Source organism: Acetobacter nitrogenifigens DSM 23921 = NBRC 105050 (assembly GCF_000429165.1).
In the GTDB taxonomy this organism is placed as follows: domain Bacteria; phylum Pseudomonadota; class Alphaproteobacteria; order Acetobacterales; family Acetobacteraceae; genus Acetobacter; species Acetobacter nitrogenifigens.
Genome location: NZ_AUBI01000003.1, coordinates 312,651 through 328,259, shown reverse-complemented (window position 1 = coordinate 328,259; position 15,609 = coordinate 312,651). Strand labels below are relative to the sequence as shown.

General features: G+C 65.9%; 15 protein-coding genes. 12 read left to right on the top strand and 3 right to left on the bottom strand.

The annotated features are described in order from the left end of the window. Genes cobN through cobJ form a run of 5 tightly spaced genes read left to right on the top strand, consistent with a single transcriptional unit; the run spans position 1 to position 6,500 of the window. Positions 1-3,240: a cobaltochelatase subunit CobN gene (cobN, locus tag G442_RS0106415; protein WP_026397332.1), complete on the top strand. Its 3,240-nt coding sequence runs from the start codon at positions 1-3 to the stop codon at positions 3,238-3,240. Further along, entirely contained in the window at positions 3,237-4,412 is a 1,176-nt protein-coding gene (cobG, locus tag G442_RS0106410) for a precorrin-3B synthase (RefSeq protein ID WP_026397331.1), read from the top strand. Before cobN ends, cobG begins: the two co-directional genes overlap by 4 nt. Then, a complete protein-coding gene (locus tag G442_RS0106405; protein WP_026397330.1) occupies positions 4,396-5,025 on the top strand; it encodes a precorrin-8X methylmutase in 630 nt (209 codons plus the stop codon). Before cobG ends, G442_RS0106405 begins: the two co-directional genes overlap by 17 nt. 3 nt (positions 5,026-5,028) lie before the next feature. After that, positions 5,029-5,769 carry a precorrin-2 C(20)-methyltransferase gene (locus G442_RS0106400; RefSeq protein ID WP_026397329.1) on the top strand — a complete coding sequence of 247 codons (741 nt, stop codon included), beginning with the start codon at positions 5,029-5,031 and terminating at the stop codon, positions 5,767-5,769. Beyond that, positions 5,766-6,500 (top strand): precorrin-3B C(17)-methyltransferase, encoded by a 735-nt coding sequence (cobJ, locus tag G442_RS0106395; RefSeq protein WP_026397328.1) that lies wholly within the window; start codon positions 5,766-5,768, stop codon positions 6,498-6,500. Before G442_RS0106400 ends, cobJ begins: the two co-directional genes overlap by 4 nt. Here cobJ and G442_RS0106390 read toward each other — a convergent pair. Beyond that, complete coding sequence (locus G442_RS0106390) at positions 6,476-7,225, bottom strand: cobalt-precorrin-6A reductase (protein ID WP_026397327.1); 750 nt, start codon at positions 7,223-7,225, stop codon at positions 6,476-6,478. The genes cobJ and G442_RS0106390 overlap by 25 nt on opposite strands. Here G442_RS0106390 and cbiE point away from each other — a divergent pair. From cbiE to cobD, 6 genes are read left to right on the top strand one after another with little or no spacing between them, the layout of a single operon-like run. Beyond that, on the top strand, positions 7,224-8,471 hold the full coding sequence (gene cbiE, locus G442_RS0106385; protein WP_084440399.1) for a precorrin-6y C5,15-methyltransferase (decarboxylating) subunit CbiE: 1,248 nt from the start codon (positions 7,224-7,226) through the stop codon (positions 8,469-8,471). The genes G442_RS0106390 and cbiE overlap by 2 nt on opposite strands. Continuing rightward, entirely contained in the window at positions 8,468-8,845 is a 378-nt protein-coding gene (locus G442_RS0106380) for a cobalamin biosynthesis protein (protein WP_026397325.1), read from the top strand. Before cbiE ends, G442_RS0106380 begins: the two co-directional genes overlap by 4 nt. Further along, entirely contained in the window at positions 8,842-9,624 is a 783-nt protein-coding gene (gene cobM, locus G442_RS0106375) for a precorrin-4 C(11)-methyltransferase (protein ID WP_026397324.1), read from the top strand. The genes G442_RS0106380 and cobM overlap by 4 nt, the downstream gene beginning before the upstream one ends. Then, positions 9,621-10,952 carry a cobyrinate a,c-diamide synthase gene (locus G442_RS0106370; RefSeq protein ID WP_026397323.1) on the top strand — a complete coding sequence of 444 codons (1,332 nt, stop codon included), beginning with the start codon at positions 9,621-9,623 and terminating at the stop codon, positions 10,950-10,952. The genes cobM and G442_RS0106370 overlap by 4 nt, the downstream gene beginning before the upstream one ends. After that, a complete protein-coding gene (gene cobF, locus G442_RS0106365) occupies positions 10,945-11,724 on the top strand; it encodes a precorrin-6A synthase (deacetylating) (protein ID WP_026397322.1) in 780 nt (259 codons plus the stop codon). The genes G442_RS0106370 and cobF overlap by 8 nt, the downstream gene beginning before the upstream one ends. Then, positions 11,721-12,806: a threonine-phosphate decarboxylase CobD gene (gene cobD, locus G442_RS21110; protein WP_084440398.1), complete on the top strand. Its 1,086-nt coding sequence runs from the start codon at positions 11,721-11,723 to the stop codon at positions 12,804-12,806. The genes cobF and cobD overlap by 4 nt, the downstream gene beginning before the upstream one ends. Before the next feature lie 379 nt (positions 12,807-13,185). On the opposite strand, the gene G442_RS0106355 is transcribed toward cobD, so the two are convergent. Then, on the bottom strand, positions 13,186-13,998 hold the full coding sequence (locus G442_RS0106355; RefSeq protein WP_026397321.1) for a mechanosensitive ion channel family protein: 813 nt from the start codon (positions 13,996-13,998) through the stop codon (positions 13,186-13,188). 317 nt (positions 13,999-14,315) lie between these two features. On the opposite strand from G442_RS0106355, the gene G442_RS23865 reads away from it, so the two are divergent. Beyond that, entirely contained in the window at positions 14,316-14,849 is a 534-nt protein-coding gene (locus G442_RS23865; protein ID WP_170230059.1) for a histidine phosphatase family protein, read from the top strand. Between the two features lie 22 nt (positions 14,850-14,871). Here G442_RS23865 and G442_RS0106345 read toward each other — a convergent pair whose 3' ends face one another. Beyond that, positions 14,872-15,606, bottom strand: coding sequence for a CbtA family protein (locus tag G442_RS0106345; protein ID WP_026397320.1), 735 nt, complete (start codon positions 15,604-15,606; stop codon positions 14,872-14,874). Between the last annotated feature and the right edge of the window lie 3 nt (positions 15,607-15,609).

The window sequence follows — 15,609 nt, the reverse complement described above, 5'->3', positions numbered from 1 at the left end:
ATGCACGTCATCTTCCGGGAAAGTCATGGTCTGGAAGAGACGGAAACGCCGGTCGATCTCGGACAGACTCCGGCCGAGATCGTCGTGCTGTCGTTCTCGGACAGCGACCTTGGCGCCTTCGCCGCCGGATGGCGGACGGCAGACGGCGCTCTGCCGTCGTTGCGTCTGGCCAATCTGGCGACGTTGCGACATCCGCTTTCGATTGACACCTACCTCGACGCCACGCTGTCACACGCGAAAGCGATCCTGATCCGCCTGATCGGCGGGGTCGGATACTGGCAATACGGGCTGTCGCAGGTGGAGCATCTCGCCCTCCGCAACAGGATCTCCCTCGCCGTGCTGCCGGGCGACGGGCAGGACGATCCGCGCCTGAACGCAGCCTCCAACATTTCGGAAACGACGCTCCGCCGCCTGTCCCGCCTGTGCGACACCGGCGGGGCGACGGCCGCGCAGGCGGCGTTGGCCGAACTGGCGCAGGCCGCTGGCCTCTCCGCCCCTCCTCCGCAAGCGGTTGCAGCGATCCCGGACTACGGCTGGTACGATCCGGACGCAGGCGTCATTTCCTCTCCACCAGACGGCTCCGAGCCGCTGGCGGTGGTCAGTTTCTACCGGGCCTATCTGACGGCGGCCGACACAGATCCTGTGGACGCCATGATCCACGCCATGCGCGCGCGGGGGTTTCGCGCGGTCGGTCTGTTCGCAACGTCGCTCAAATCCCCGGAAGCTGCGCGCTGGATCTCGAGCGCGCTGCGCGACGCGCACGCCGACGCCGTCATCAACGCCACCGCCTTTTCCACACGCGGGGAAGACGGCGCCTCGCCGCTCGACGCTCCCGAATGTCCGGTTTTTCAGGTCGCGCTGTCCACCGCGCGGCGCGAAGACTGGGCCGTGTCCGAGCGCGGGCTGTCACCTGCCGATCTGGCGATGCATGTCGTTCTGCCTGAAGTGGATGGCCGGATTTTCGCTGGCGTCGTCAGCTTCAAAGCCGCGGACGAGCGCGATCTCCAGCTTCAGTTCTCTCGCCTGACGCATCGGGCCGACACGACGCGGATCGCAGCGGCCGCAGATCGTGTGGCCGCATGGCGCAGACTGGCCGTCACGGCAGCGGCGGAACGGAGTCTGGTTCTCGTTCTCTCGACCTATCCCGGGCGTCCCGACCAGATGGCGCACGCGGTAGGGCTGGACGCACTCGCCTCGACCGACGCAATTCTGGGCGACCTGTCGCACGCCGGATACGCCATAGAGCCCTCCGCGACGCCTTTGGTCGAGGCGTTGCAGACCGAGCGGTTCGAATGGTCTCTGGAGTCCTATCGCGTAGCGCTCGCCAGCTTGCCGTCCGCGTTAAGACAGGCGGTCGAAGCCGAATGGGGCGACCCGTCCTCCGACCCTTCGGTCATCGACGGCGCGTTCCGGTTTCCTGCAACGCGTCGAGGCGCGGCGCTGATCGCTCTGCAACCCGAACGCGGCGACGCCCGCCAGCGTGACGGCGACTACCACGACCTCTCCAGAACGCCGCGCCACGCCTATGTCGCGTTCCATCTCTGGCTGAGGACGCAGGAACCGAACGCGCTGGTTCACGTCGGCGCGCACGGCACGCTGGAATGGCTGCCGGGCAAGGCGGTCGCCCTGTGCGACGCGTGCTGGCCGGAAGCGCTGACCGGCGCGTTGCCGGTGATCTATCCCTTCATCGTCAACGATCCCGGCGAGGCCGCGCAGGCGAAGCGGCGGATCGGCGCCGTCACGCTCGGCCACATGCCGCCGCCGCAACGGGCCGCCTCGGTTCCTGAAGGTATGTTGCGGCTGGAGCGACTGCTCGACGAATATTCGTCCGCCGAAGGACTGGACCCGGCGCGGCGCACGCGGCTGATCGACGCGATCCGCGCCGAAGCGCGGGCGGCGGGCGTCGAGCAGGATCTGGGCGTCCCCGAGGAAGCCGGCGCCGCCGAGGCTATCGTGCGGATCGACCGATTTGTCTGTGATATCAAGGAAAGCCAGTTCGGCGACGGCCTGCACGTCTACGGACAGGGGGCGGGCGAGAGCGAGGGGCTGCTGGCGGCCCTTGCGGGGCGTCGGGTTGCGCCGGGCCCGTCCGGATCGCCGCTGCGCGGGCGGGCCGACGTGCTGCCCACCGGGCGCAATCTCTATGCCGTCGATCCGCGCAGCGTGCCCAGCCGCGTGGCGCACGCGCAAGGCGTCAGGCTCGCGGAGGAACTGTTGAGACGCCACCTGCAGGATCACGGAGACTGGCCGCGCGGGCTGATCGTCGACCTGTGGGGGTCGGCGACCATGCGCACGGCGGGCGAGGAATTCGCCATGGCGCTGCATCTGGCGGGGCTCGCCCCCCGTTGGGACGCAGGTTCGGAGCGGGTGAACGGTTTCGAGATCCTGCCTCCGGTCCTCCTTGGTCGCCCGCGCATCGACGTGACGCTGCGGGTCTCCGGCCTGTTCCGCGACACCTTTCCCGGCCTCGCGCAAATGTTCGAGGCTGCGGCCGCCGCGCTGTCGGAGCGGGACGAGCCGGTGGAGGACAACCCCTACGCCATCCGTGGACCACGCGTTTTTGGACCGAAACCCGGTCATTACGGGATCGGTCTTGGCGACGCGGCGGAGAATTACACCGCCGACGGTCGTGACGACGCCGGAGAAGCCTGGCTCGGGGCCTCGGAATGGGCGATCGGCGTGGACGGCGACATACGGCAGGATCGGGAGGCTCTGGAGGCGCGCCTGCTGAACGCCGACGCCATGGCCCATGTGCAGGATCTTCCCGAAACGGACCTGCTGCTTTCGCAGGATTACGCCGCGCATGAAGGCGGCCCCGCCGCCGCCGCCGCGATGCTCGGCGGTGCCTCGCCCGCGCTGTACCACATCGACGCGACCCGGCCCGAAGCACCCCGCGCCCGCACGCTGCGAGAAGAACTGTCGCGCGTCGTGCGCGCCCGCGCAGGCGATCAGAACTGGGCAGGCGGCATGATGCGTCACGGTTTTCGCGGTGCAGCGGAGATCACGGCCACGCTCGACAACCTCGCCGCCTTCGCTCACCTGACGCGCGACGTGCCCGCGCATCTGTTCGACATTTATTACGAAGCAACGCTTGGACGGGATGATCTTGTCGCGTTCATGGAACAGGAAAATCCGGCCGCCCTCGCGGCCCTGCGCCATCGGTTCCGAGCCCTTGCCGACGCCGGGCTATGGGTCACGCGCCGCAACGCCATCGCCGCCAGCCTGCGGGATTCGCCGTGACGACGCCCTCGCGTCCTATGGTCAAGGGCTGGTGTCCGGGCGCGCTGCGTCCGATGAGGTCCGGCGACGGGATGCTGGTCCGTATCCGACCGCCCTGTGGTCGCCTGACGCAGGCGCAGGCGGCGGGCGTGGCGCTTTTGTCGACGCGCTACGGCAACGGGCTGCTCGATCTGTCGACGCGCGCCAATCTGCAACTTCGGGGCGTTAACGAGGAAGGCTGGCCGCGCCTGCTCGACGGTCTGGCGGAACTGGGGCTGCTCGACCCGACACCGGAAGCTGAGGCGCGACGCTCGCTCGTCGTAGCTCCGTTCTGGCGAGACGGCGACGATACGATGGAACTGGCCAGCCGCCTTTCCAACGCTTTGCGTGACGAAGAGGGCCTCTCCCTGCCCGGCAAATTCGGCTTCGCGATGGATGCCGGGGAACAGCCGGTCCTGCGGAACGTCTCCGCCGACATACGGATCGAGCGCGACGAATCGGGCGAGCTTCTGTGCCGCGCTGACGGCGCCAGCCATGGCGCGCGCGTCACAGCCGCGACGATGGCGGACGCCGCGCTCGCCCTTGCCCGATGGTTCGTCGCAAGCGGCGGCGCAGGGCGCATGGCGGCGCATATTGCGAGCGGCGCGACGCCTCCCCCTATGTTCTCCGAAGTCGCAGCTACAATGGAGCGTCCCGCCACGCGCCCGGCTCCCGGCCCGGCCGCAGCCGGTTTCACGGTCGCTCTCACGTTCGGGCAGATGGAAGCGGCAACACTTTCGGCCCTCGCCGCCACTGCGCCGCTTCGCGTCACGCCATGGCGCATGGTGTTGCTGGAAGGCGTGACGACGGCTCCTGAAATCGACGGCGTCATTACCTGCGCGGACGATCTGCTCCTGCGCGTCGTCGCCTGCGTTGGCGCGCCCGGCTGCGCGCAGGCGTTGCAGCCCACGCGGCCTCTGGCGCGCGCGCTGGCGCCACGTATCGCTCCGGGCGAGACGCTGCATGTCTCGGGTTGCGCCAAGGGCTGCGCCCATCCCGCCGCTGCGTCCGTGACGCTCGTGGCGCAAATCGACGGGTTCGGTCTTGTGCGGAACGGCGACGCCTCATCCCCTGTCGAACGCTCTCTGACGTCCCGGCAGTTGCAGGCCGCGCCCGAAACGCTGACAAGGGGCGCCGATGCCATATTCCTATGAAACCGACGGCGCCGCCATCTATCGCCAATCCTTCGCCACCATCCGCGCGGAGGCCGACCTCGCGCGCTTCAGCGCGGAGGAGGAGATCGTCGTCGTGCGGATGATTCACGCCGCCGGGATGGTCGGGCTGGAGCGCCATATAGAATTCACGCCCGGCATGGCCCAGGCCGCGCGCGCCGCGCTGGAAGCGGGCGCGCCGATCCTGTGCGACGCACGCATGGTCAGCGAGGGCGTGACCCGCGCGCGCCTACCCGCCGGCAACGACGTCGTCTGCACGCTGCATGACGAACGCGTGCCCGCTCTGGCGCGAAAGATGGGCGATACGCGCTCGGCGGCTGCGTTGGAGCTGTGGCGGCCGCATCTGGCTGGCGCCGTCGTCGCCATCGGCAACGCGCCGACAGCCCTGTTCCGCCTGCTCAACATGCTGGAGGAGCCCGGCTGCCCCCGCCCGGCCGCGATCATCGGCTGTCCCGTCGGCTTCGTCGGCGCGGCGGAGTCCAAGGCGGCGCTGATGGAGGCCTCTCCGACCCCGGCAGTGACCGTCAGGGGAAGGCTCGGGGGTTCCGCGATTACAGTCGCCGCCATTAACGCGCTGGCCAGCCGGAAGGAATAGGCCATGGCGGGAAAGATCATCTGCGTGGGTCTTGGGCCGGGCGATCCGGAGCTGATGACCGTGCGCGCCGACAGGCTGATACGCAATGCGGAGCACATCGCGTATTTCCGCAAGGCCGGACGCGCGGGACAGGCGCGGCGCATCGTCGAAGGCATGCTTGCGTCGGATGTCGTCGAACACGCGATGGAATATCCAGTCACCACGGAACTTCCTTTCGACAGCGACGAATATCGGAACACGCTCTCCACGTTCTATGACGACTGGACGGATCGCCTCATCGCGCTCGCGCAGACGCAGGACATCGTGGTCCTGTGCGAAGGCGATCCTTTCTTCTACGGCTCCTTCATGCATCTGCATGTGCGCCTGCAAGGCCGCGCGACTGTCGAGGTCATCCCCGGCGTTCCCGGCATGACCGGGTGTTGGAACGCGACCGGAATTCCGATCACCTGGGGCGACGACGTGCTGACCGTGCTGACCGGCACGATGCCCGAAGCCGAACTGACACGGCGCATGCGCGACGCCGACGCGCTCGTGGTGATGAAAACCGGGCGCAACCTGCCAAAAGTGCGCCGCGCCCTCGCCGCCGCTGGCAGGTCGGAGGACGCGTGGCTGGTTGAACGCGGCTCCATGCCCGGCCAGCGAGTGCTTCGCCTTGTCGACGCGGAGGATGGCGACTGCCCCTATTTCGCGACGGTTCTGGCGCATGGAAAAGGCCGTCGCCCCGGAAGGGAGGATTCGCCGTGAGCGGCGTCCTGACCGTCGTCGGGCTTGGCCCCGGAAACGACGCACAGATCACGCCGGAAGTCACGGCGGCTCTTGCAAAAGCGACCGACGTGGTCGGTTATATTCCTTACGTTAAGCGTATTCCCGTGCGCGAGGGACTGACGCTGCACGCGACGGATAATCGCGTTGAGCTGGACAGAGCCGTCCATGCGCTGGAGATGGCGGCGGCCGGTCGTCGTGTCGTGGTCGTCTCGTCCGGGGATCCCGGCGTGTTCGCCATGGCGTCGGCCGTTTTCGAGACGCTTGAGAAAAACCCCGCATTCGGAAGCATCCAGATCGAAATCATGCCGGGCGTCACCGCGATGCTCGCCGCCGCCGCGCGTGTCGGCGCGCCGCTCGGGCACGATTTCTGCGCGATCAACCTGTCCGACAACCTCAAGCCCTGGGCGACCGTCGAACGGCGGCTTCGCCTCGCCGCGCAGGCGGACTTCGCCATGGCGCTCTACAACCCGCGTTCAGCCGCCAGACCGCATCAGTTCGCACTTGTTCTCGAGATTTTACGAGAAGAATGCGGACCAGATCGCCTGATCGTCTTCGCCCGCGCCGTGACCACGCCGGAAGAACGGATCACCGTCATGTCTGTGATGGAGGCCGACGCCGACATGGCCGACATGCGAACGGTGGTGCTGGTCGGAAACGCCGCGACGCGACGCGTCGGACCGTATCTTTACACGCCGAGACACGCGGAATGACCAAGCCACGCCATTGCGTCTTCCGTAGTGCGGACCACCGGACGAGGCGGCGCTTCGGGCCGGTCGATCACGATCACCGGCAGGCCAAGCGCGCGCGCGGCGTCCAGTTTCGCACGCGCGCCGACGCCACCTGCATTTTTCGTGACAACATGCGTGACGCCGTGCGCCTTCATAACGGCCAGATCGCCTTCCACTGTAAACGGTCCGCGCGCGACGATGACCGTGGCGCACGGCAACGGGAGCGCGACTTCGGGGGGATCGACCAGCCGCAGCAGGTAATCGTGCTCCGGGCGGGCTGCAAAGACGTCAAGAAACTGTCTGCCTATGGCCAGAAAAATCCGCGACGGCGTTTCCGGCAACGCTTCGGCCGCGCCCGGAACGTCAGCGACCATGCGCCAGTCGTCGCCTTCGCCCGACGTCCATGGCGCTCTCTCGAACGCCAGCAAAGGCACATGGGCGGCGGTGCACGCCTCCACCGCGTTGCGGCTCATCTGGACCGCAAAGGGATGGGTGGCGTCTATGACGTGGCTTATGCCCTGTTCGCGCAAATACTCCGCAAGCCCGTCCGCGCCGCCGAAGCCGCCGATCCGCGTCGGCAGCGGCTGGGCGAGCGGCGCCGCCGTTCTACCTGCGTAGGAAAAGGTCGCGTCCACGCCAGCCGACTCCAGAGTGCGCGCCATTTGACTGGCTTCGGTCGTGCCGCCGAGAAGAAGGACGCGGGTCATGGCTGACCTCCGGACTGAAATTGCTCCTGAACCCAAGCCGGGGTGCGAAACGGGGAGCCGGAGCGCCCCTGCGCCCTGGCTTGTGATCATCGGCGTTGGTGAGGACGGGATGGCAGGTTTATCCGCTACGCGCCATGCCGAACTTGACCGGGCCGCGGTGATTTTCGGTGGCCCCCGTCACCTCGCGCTGGTAAATGCGGGGGAGCGCGGACGCCCGTGGCCGGTTCCATTCTCCGTCGCACCCGTTCTGGCCGAACGTGGGCGGGCAGTCGTTGTGCTTGCTTCCGGCGATCCGTTCTGGTTCGGCGCCGGCGCCAGCCTTGCCGAGCGGCTCGATCCGGACGAATGGATCGCGCACCCGGCCCCGTCCACATTTTCCCTCGCCGCCAGCAGCCTTGGCTGGAGTCTGGAAAAAACCTCCTGCTTCGGTCTGCACGCCGCTCCGTTCGAACGGCTGCTGCCCGCGTTGAGCGACGGCGCGCGCGCGATCTGCCTTATGCGTGACGGTCCCGCCGTCGTGGCCCTGGCCGGATGGTTGAGCGAACGCGGTTTCGGCGCCTCGACCCTGCACGTCATGGAGGCTCTGGGCGGTGCGCGCGAGCGGATCCGCAGCGCCTGCGCGGAAAGTTTTTCGTTGGCCAACATCGCCACACCCGTCGCAGCAGCCATCGAGTTCGTGGGCCGGAGCGGGCTGGCCCGCGCATCAGGGCTGCCCGACGAATGCTTCAGCCATGACGGGCAGATCACCAAACGCCCCGTTCGCGCCTTGACCCTTTCGGCCCTCGCCCCACGGCCCGGCGAATTGCTTTGGGATATAGGCGCAGGCTCCGGATCGATTTCCATCGAATGGTGCCTGTCTGGAGGTCGCGCCGTCGCGATAGAGACGCGAATGGATCGGGCCGCGACAATACAGGCCAATGCGCGCGAGTTCGGGGTTGATCACCTGCTGCACGTAGTGGATGGCCCGGCGCCTGCCGCATTTGCGAATCTGCCTGAACCAAACGCCGCGTTCATCGGCGGCGGCGCGGACGAGGTCCTGCTGACCGCGTTGTGGGAGCGTCTGCCCGTAGGCGCCCGCATCGTCGCAAACGCGGTGACGCTGGAGACGGAGGCGCTGCTGACCCTCTGGCACGGACGCAAGGGCGGCGAATTGCTGCGCATCGAACTGTCCGTCGCGGCGCCGCTCGGGTCGATGCGCGGCTGGCGCCCGGCAAGGCCCGTGACCCAATGGAGCGTCACGCGATGAAGGTCGCAGGCTTCGGCTTCCGTCGCGCGGCGGAACTGGCGTCGCTGCGCGAGGCGCTGGCGGCGGCTGGCGGAGCGGAGGGACTGGCCGCGCTGGCGACGCTGGAGGAGAAAGCCAACGCACCGGCATTTCTGGCGCTGGCGAAAGAACTGGGCCTTCCGGTCGCCGCCGTATCCGCCGACGCTGCAGCGCGCATCGTCACTCTGACGCGCTCCGAACGGATCATGGCTGATTTCGGGACCGGCAGCATCGCCGAAGCCGTAGCGCTCAGCGCCGCAGGCGCGGGTTCGCGTCTGCTGACCCCGCGCGCCGTATCTTTTGACAGGATGGCGACTGCAGCGATCGCCGAAAGGACCGAGGCGACAGGCCCATGACCGTTCATTTCATCGGCGCCGGGCCGGGCGCCGCGGACCTTATCACGCTGCGCGGGCGAGACCTCATCGCCGCCAGCCCGGTCTGCCTCTACGCAGGGTCTCTGGTTCCGACGGCGTTGCTCGATCACTGTCCGCCGAGCGCGCGCATCATCAACACTGCGCCCCTTTCGCTGGACGAGATCGTCGCCGAGATGGCGGCGGCGCACGCCGCCGGGCAGGACGTCGCACGTCTGCATTCGGGCGATCTGTCGGTCTGGTCGGCCATGGGCGAGCAACTGCGCCGCCTGCGTGCGCTGGGCGTTCCGTATGACGTAACGCCGGGCGTGCCGTCCTTCGCAGCAGCAGCAGCCGCGCTTGGCGCCGAACTCACCTTGCCCGGCGTGGCCCAGTCCGTGGTGCTGACACGGATGTCGGGCCGCGCGACGGCCATGCCGCCGGGCGAAACGCTGTCGGCGTTCGCAGTCACGGGCGCCACGCTGGCGGTTCATCTGTCGGTTCATGTGCTGGATCGCGTCGTCGCGGAACTGCTCCCGCATTACGGCGCGGACTGCCCGGTGGCCGTCGTATGGCGCGCAAGCTGGCCGGATGAACGCATCGTCCACGCCACTCTGGGCGCACTGGAGACGGCGCTGGGCGGAGAGCTGGAACGAACGGCGCTGATCCTTGTCGGGCGCGCGATCGGCGCGACTGATTTCGAAGAGAGCCGCCTGTACGCAGGAGATTACGACCGCCGCTTCCGACCCGTCGGTGCAGCGCCACGCTTCCCGGAGGGCGAATGAGCGCGCCCGGCCTGATCGTCACCGCGCCGTCCTCGGGCGCAGGAAAGACCATGGTGACGCTGGGGCTGCTCGCGGCCCTGAGGGCGCACGGGGTGGCGGCGCAGCCCTTCAAAAATGGACCGGACTACATCGACCCCGCGTTCCATAGCGCCGCATCGGGGCGCGTGTCGGTCAACCTCGACACCTGGGCCATGTCGACGGAACGAATTGCGGGGCTGATCGGCGGCAGGTCGGACGCTGACCTGATTCTGGCGGAAGGCTCGATGGGGCTGTTCGACGGCGTCGCTTCGACCGGAGAAGCCGGGAACGGGGCAAGCGCCGATCTCGCGGCTCTCACCGGATGGCCGTTCGTGCTGGTCCTCGATGTGTCGGGGCAGGCCCAGTCGGCCGCCGCCGTCGCACACGGGTTCGCCACCCTGTCGCCCCGCGTGCGCATGGCTGGAGTGATTCTCAACCGGGTGGCCAGCCCGCGTCACGAAAGGCTGATCCGCGCAGGGATGGAGGCCACCGGGTTTCGTGTGCTCGGCGCCCTGCCCCGCCGGGAGACCGTCGCTCTGCCCGAGCGGCATCTCGGCCTCGTTCAGGCGGAGGAACAGCCGGGACTGGCCGCGTTGCTGGAGGAACTCGGCGCGTTCGTCGCCGAGCATGTCGATCTTGATCGCCTGATGACGCTGGCTGATGGCGCGTTCGGGCGTGGCGCGACGCCGGTCCCGCTGACGCCGCCCGGACAGCGCGTGGCGCTGGCCCGCGACGCAGCTTTTTCGTTCGTCTACCCACATCTTCTGGAGGGGTGGCGCGCGGCCGGTGCGGAGATTCTTCCTTTTTCGCCGCTCGCCGACGAAGCGCCCGCAGAGGGCGCTGACGCCTGCTGGCTGCCCGGCGGCTACCCGGAACTCCACGCGGGAAAACTCGCCGCCGCCAACAATTTTCGTGACGGGCTGCGCCGCTTCGCACAAACCCGACCGACGCATGGCGAGTGCGGGGGATACATGGCGATGGGCGCGGGCCTGATCGACGCCGCTGGCGTCCGGCACGAGATGGCCGGCTTGCTTGGGCTGGAGACGTCCTTCGCCAAACGGAGAATGCATCTCGGCTACCGTCTGGCCACGCTTCTTTCGCCAATACCGGGCTACGACGCCGGACGAAAACTGCGCGGGCATGAATTTCATTACGCCACGATCCTCAAACAGCCCGACGATCCGCTTGCGCGAACGGTCAACGCCGACGGCGCCGACGTGCCGGAAACCGGATCGCGACGGGGGCTCGCGAGCGGCACGTTCTTCCATCTGATCGCGCCAGCGAGCGGAAAGGACGCGCTGCATGCTTGAGCTGATTCTCGTTGGCGTCGGCACGGGGAATCCGGAACATCTGACGCTACAGGCCGTGCGCGAACTCAACGCCGCAGATCTGATCCTGATACCGCGCAAGGGAGAGGACAAGACCGACCTCGCCGATCTGCGTCGGACTATCTGCGCGCAGGTTCTGACGAACCCTGCCGTCCGCATCGTCGAGTTCGACATGCCGCGACGCGACGCAAGCGCCCCGGATTATCGCCGGGGGGTCGATAGCTGGCACGACGCCATCGCCGAAGCATGGAGCGACGCCATCGGGCGAAACCTGCCGACAGGCGGGAAAGCTGCGCTGCTCGTCTGGGGAGACCCCGCGCTGTATGACAGTTCGCTACGTATCGCAGCCCGGCTGACGCCGAAACCGATCGTGCGCAGCATTCCCGGAATCATGTCTCCGAACATGCTCGCCGCCGCTCATGGCGTCGCCATGAATGAAATCGGCGCGCCGTTTCTGGTGACGACCGGGCGTCAGCTGCGCGACCATGGCTGGCCGCAGGGCGCCAATACGGTGGTCGTGATGCTGGACGGGGAGTGTTCGTTCCGACATCTCGCGCCGGAAGGCATCGTTATATACTGGGGCGCGTATGTGGGGATGCCAGAACAGATCCTGCTCTCCGGGCCGCTTTTACAAACAGGGCCGCGCATCGCCGCCGCCCGCGCCGCCGCACGGGCGGAGCATGGCTGGATCATGGATATCTATCTGCTTCGCCGCGCCGCAAACAAAGACGACGGCGAGGCCGTGATCCCATGACGGAAGATACATCCAGCTCCAGGAAGGAAGCATCCAGCCGAACTGAAACCCGAGAACAGTTTCCTCCCCTTCCCGCTCACGGCGGGCAGGTCAAGGCGATCATGCGTCACTTCCCTGAGGCGCAGCGCCCTTTTATTGACCTGTCGACGGGCGTCAATCCGAACGCCTATCCCTTGACCATGCCATCGCCTGCCAGCCTGACCCGCTTGCCGGAACAGGACGAAGAGGACGATCTGCGCGCAGCGGCGGCGGCGGCTTATGGCGTCTCCGACCCTTCCATGGTCGCAAGTGGCCCCGGCAGCCAGAGCCTTATTTCCCTTTTGCCACGTATTTTGAATGCTAACCGGGCGTACATTCTCGGGCCGACATATTCGGGTCATGAAACGGCATGGCTGCAAGCAGGCGTCCCTGTCAGTAAATTTTCCAATTTTTTCGGCCTTGAATCACAAGCGTCGCAACCCGGCGCGATTTGCGTTGTCTGCAACCCGAACAATCCCGACGGACGCAGCTTCTCGGCGGAAATGCTTGTCGCTCTTGCCAGTCGTTGCGCGACTTACGGAAATTATCTTGTCGTAGACGAAGCGTTCGCCGACTTCGAGGGGGAGAGCGTAGCGAACGCCCTGCCGCATCCCGGCCTTGTCGTTCTACGGTCATTTGGCAAAACCTATGGCCTGCCGGGCGTGCGTCTGGGGTTTCTCATCTCAGCGGAACCTATAGCTCAGCGCACGCGCGACATGTTTGGCTCATGGCCCGTCAGTGGCCTCGCCATCGCTGCCGGGCGGCAGGCGTTACTAGACACTGACTGGCTGGAGCGCGCACGCCTGACGGCTCGCCGCGCGCGCGCACGGCTTGATGGAATACTGCGCAATGCCGGCTTCGACAGCAAGGGCGACAGCAGCCTGTTCACGCTGGTGGAAACCGAACACGCCATGAAAGTCTGGCTGCATTTTTGCCGACAAGGAATCGTGACCAGATTTTTCGACGGCAGAGCCAACGTTCTACGCGTTGGCCTTCCTGACGGGGATGAGGCCTGGGCGCGGCTGGAGCACGCGCTCCACCTGTGGCGTGAACACGCAGCTTAAAGCGAAAAAATCTTTCTTCATAAGAATTTTTTCAAAATTATACCAGAAAATCACCCAGACTCGTCGCCCCTGCACGCAACGCGCAAAATAACGATTTTTTTTCACGCTCCAACGAACACGGCGAACGTCCAATCCGCACGTTCAGCTTCATCGGGATTTTCCTCCGAAATCGGAACGCTGCATCCGCCAGTCCACGAGTCAGACTCTCATGCGCGGTTGCCAAGCGGTCTGTTTTATACTGCCAATGACGCCCGCACGCATCACGCCCCGCCCGGCAATCACGAATCACGCACCAAGGAGCCTGACGCAGAGCGCTCTTCTGGAGCCGTTCGCCTCGCGCCCTTCCCGTCCGCAAGACACGGACGGGCTGTCAAAAAGCTTATTCTGCGGCGCGGGTGTTGACGCCCAGACGAAAGCCTTCCTGCTTGAGGGCCTTGATCGCAGCTTCGGAATATTTTCCGACCAACGGGGCGACATTCGCCGGCGCGCACCAAAAACCAAGCCCCACAGAGATATTGGCTGGTTGCGGCAGGAAGGACACAGCCGGCACAGGTGAATCCAGAACCAATGCGTCCCCCTGCAGCAGCGCGAGCAGCATGGCCCGCGCCTTGTCGGTGTCATCCGCATAGTCGATCAGCAGGGTGACCGTCGCAAGCACCTTGTCTTCTTGCGATGTGTTCACCACCACATTGTTCGATAAGGCGCCGTTCGGCACATAAATGATCTCGTTACTCGCGCTGCGCAGCACGGTGCGAAACATTTCGATCGAGACCACCACGCCAGAGCTGCCGCCCGAGTTAATGGTGTCCCCCACCTTGAAGGGCCGGAAGAGAAGAATCAGGACGCCGCCTGCGAAATTCGCGAGGCTTCCCTGCAACGCCATACCGACGGCCAGACCGGCTGCGCCGAGCACGGCGACAAATGAGGTCGTGGCGATGCCCACCATCGAGGCGACGCTGATCAGCAGCAACGCCTTGAGGAACAGGCTGACGACGCTAAGCAAAAATCCGCGCAGGGTCGGCTCGATATGGCTCGCCGCCATCATCCGCCCCATCGCGCGGGTCACCATATTTATGATGGTCCAGCCGACAAGAAACACGATAACCGCAAGCACGACCTGCCCGACATACCCCAGAACCGTAGGCAGCCAGCCATTGAGCTGTGTCCACAGCGAATTAACCTGATGTTCCATAAATGCTCCCGTCACCTATTGTCGTTATTAGATCTCAATCGTCTTCAATATTATGCCCGGCCATGGAAAACATGGCAATTTCACGACCAGAGGCCATATTGACCTGCAAAATCGAACAGAGCGTCCTGCCGCTCCAACCCTATTGGCCGTCGAAAATTCGCACGAAACAGCATATGCCCCAGCCTTCCTCCCACTGCTCGCAACCACGTCGGTCCGGCTATAAATGCTGTCCATCGCGCCGCTACACCAAAGGAAACACAGAATTATAAATCACTTTGAAAATTGTACGGCGAAAGCGTGACGAAATGAAAATATTTATGCTTACGTCCAGTCCTCCCGACGGCGTAAAAAAGGGCTGCATTCCGGCGCGTGATGCAGCCCCCGCCCTTGCCTCCGGCACACGCGCGTGGTTACGCCGCGTCCCCGGCGACAGCGTAATATTCGTCGGCCGCGACATAAATTTGATCGACTCACCGCCCCCAACTCACCAAATCTTCAGGAGGCTGGCGCTGTCCGACCGGGATCATGGCCAGTGGCACGGGAAAAACTTGCGGGACCTCCCCCCCGACGATCTGTCACGGTGGATAGCCGACCCGGACTTCGCCCCGCCAGAAGGAGAAACCGCCCGCGGCGCTTTCATGCGCGCCGCAGCGTGGCTGGACGAAGCGCCTCATACAGGCGTGGATCTTGTCGTTGTGGCGCAGCCATCGGTTGTAAAAGCGTTGTTGATCCACGCTCTCGGCGGCGGCGTGGAGATGGCGGCGCGCCTCGATATTCCTCCGTCGAGCCTTAGCGTCATGACCCGCCACACACATTGGCGGGTCGCAAGCATGGGCGCGCTTCTGGCTTGAGGAGGCCTGACGCTCCCGGCGATCAACGCGCCAGACGCCGACCGCCCGTTTTCGGAGCAAGCACGGCGGCGGCGAGAGGCCCGAAGATCAGCCCGAGCGCGCTCCACAGGACGATCTGCATGCCGATGGCGGCTTCCCGAAATCGCCAAAGCACGACGGCGGGAAAATTCGCCGGCACTTCGTTGATGTCCGGCGCCGTCGCCTGCATGAGCGCCGTCAAGACCACGAACAGCCCGACGCCGCACAACGTCGCGTTCCATGCGCCAAGCCGCAGAGCCAGACGCCGCCCCACAAGGATGGCGATCGCCATCACGCACACGGACAGAGCGATCACCTCGAAATAGGTCGCGGTTCGCAGTTGTATCGTGTCAGGATGTCCAATGCCCGGGGGGTTAGGCGGATATTTCAGCCCGGGGATCAGCACGAACGTGAGAAAACCCGCCCCGGCAAGCAGCAGGGCGAGTGCGCGCGGCGATATCCGTCCCATCCGCCCATAGGCGAACGCGAAGACGACGGCGTAAATTCCGCCATACGCAGCGCCATACATCAGCGAAGCGACAAGCAGGCCGAATGTCGCCTGCACCGCGCGACTGACGAGTTCCGGCTCCGGCGCCATGCCGGCGGTCGCGTCCTGCGCGGCTTCGAACGCTATGGCCAGATTGACCTGAGGCTCGCCGAAAATCCGGGCGAACAGGAAAGCGAGACAAGCGGCGATAACGCCCGCAACCATGCCGCGAGCGAGAAGACGACCAGCCATGAG

What these genes read in the sequence shown, in the direction of transcription:
- G442_RS0106380 (WP_026397325.1), top strand. Translation starts at nt 8,468, where the DNA reads ATGAAGGTCGCAGGCTTCGGCTTCCGTCGCGCGGCGGAACTGGCGTCG.
- G442_RS0106345 (WP_026397320.1), bottom strand. Translation starts at nt 15,606, where the DNA reads ATGGCTGGTCGTCTTCTCGCTCGCGGCATGGTTGCGGGCGTTATCGCC.
- G442_RS0106370 (WP_026397323.1), top strand. Translation starts at nt 9,621, where the DNA reads ATGAGCGCGCCCGGCCTGATCGTCACCGCGCCGTCCTCGGGCGCAGGA.
- G442_RS0106405 (WP_026397330.1), top strand. Translation starts at nt 4,396, where the DNA reads ATGCCATATTCCTATGAAACCGACGGCGCCGCCATCTATCGCCAATCC.
- G442_RS0106355 (WP_026397321.1), bottom strand. Translation starts at nt 13,998, where the DNA reads ATGGAACATCAGGTTAATTCGCTGTGGACACAGCTCAATGGCTGGCTG.
- cobM (WP_026397324.1), top strand. Translation starts at nt 8,842, where the DNA reads ATGACCGTTCATTTCATCGGCGCCGGGCCGGGCGCCGCGGACCTTATC.
- cobD (WP_084440398.1), top strand. Translation starts at nt 11,721, where the DNA reads ATGACGGAAGATACATCCAGCTCCAGGAAGGAAGCATCCAGCCGAACT.
- G442_RS23865 (WP_170230059.1), top strand. Translation starts at nt 14,316, where the DNA reads ATGCTTACGTCCAGTCCTCCCGACGGCGTAAAAAAGGGCTGCATTCCG.
- cbiE (WP_084440399.1), top strand. Translation starts at nt 7,224, where the DNA reads ATGGCTGACCTCCGGACTGAAATTGCTCCTGAACCCAAGCCGGGGTGC.
- G442_RS0106400 (WP_026397329.1), top strand. Translation starts at nt 5,029, where the DNA reads ATGGCGGGAAAGATCATCTGCGTGGGTCTTGGGCCGGGCGATCCGGAG.
- cobN (WP_026397332.1), top strand. Translation starts at nt 1, where the DNA reads ATGCACGTCATCTTCCGGGAAAGTCATGGTCTGGAAGAGACGGAAACG.
- cobF (WP_026397322.1), top strand. Translation starts at nt 10,945, where the DNA reads ATGCTTGAGCTGATTCTCGTTGGCGTCGGCACGGGGAATCCGGAACAT.
- G442_RS0106390 (WP_026397327.1), bottom strand. Translation starts at nt 7,225, where the DNA reads ATGACCCGCGTCCTTCTTCTCGGCGGCACGACCGAAGCCAGTCAAATG.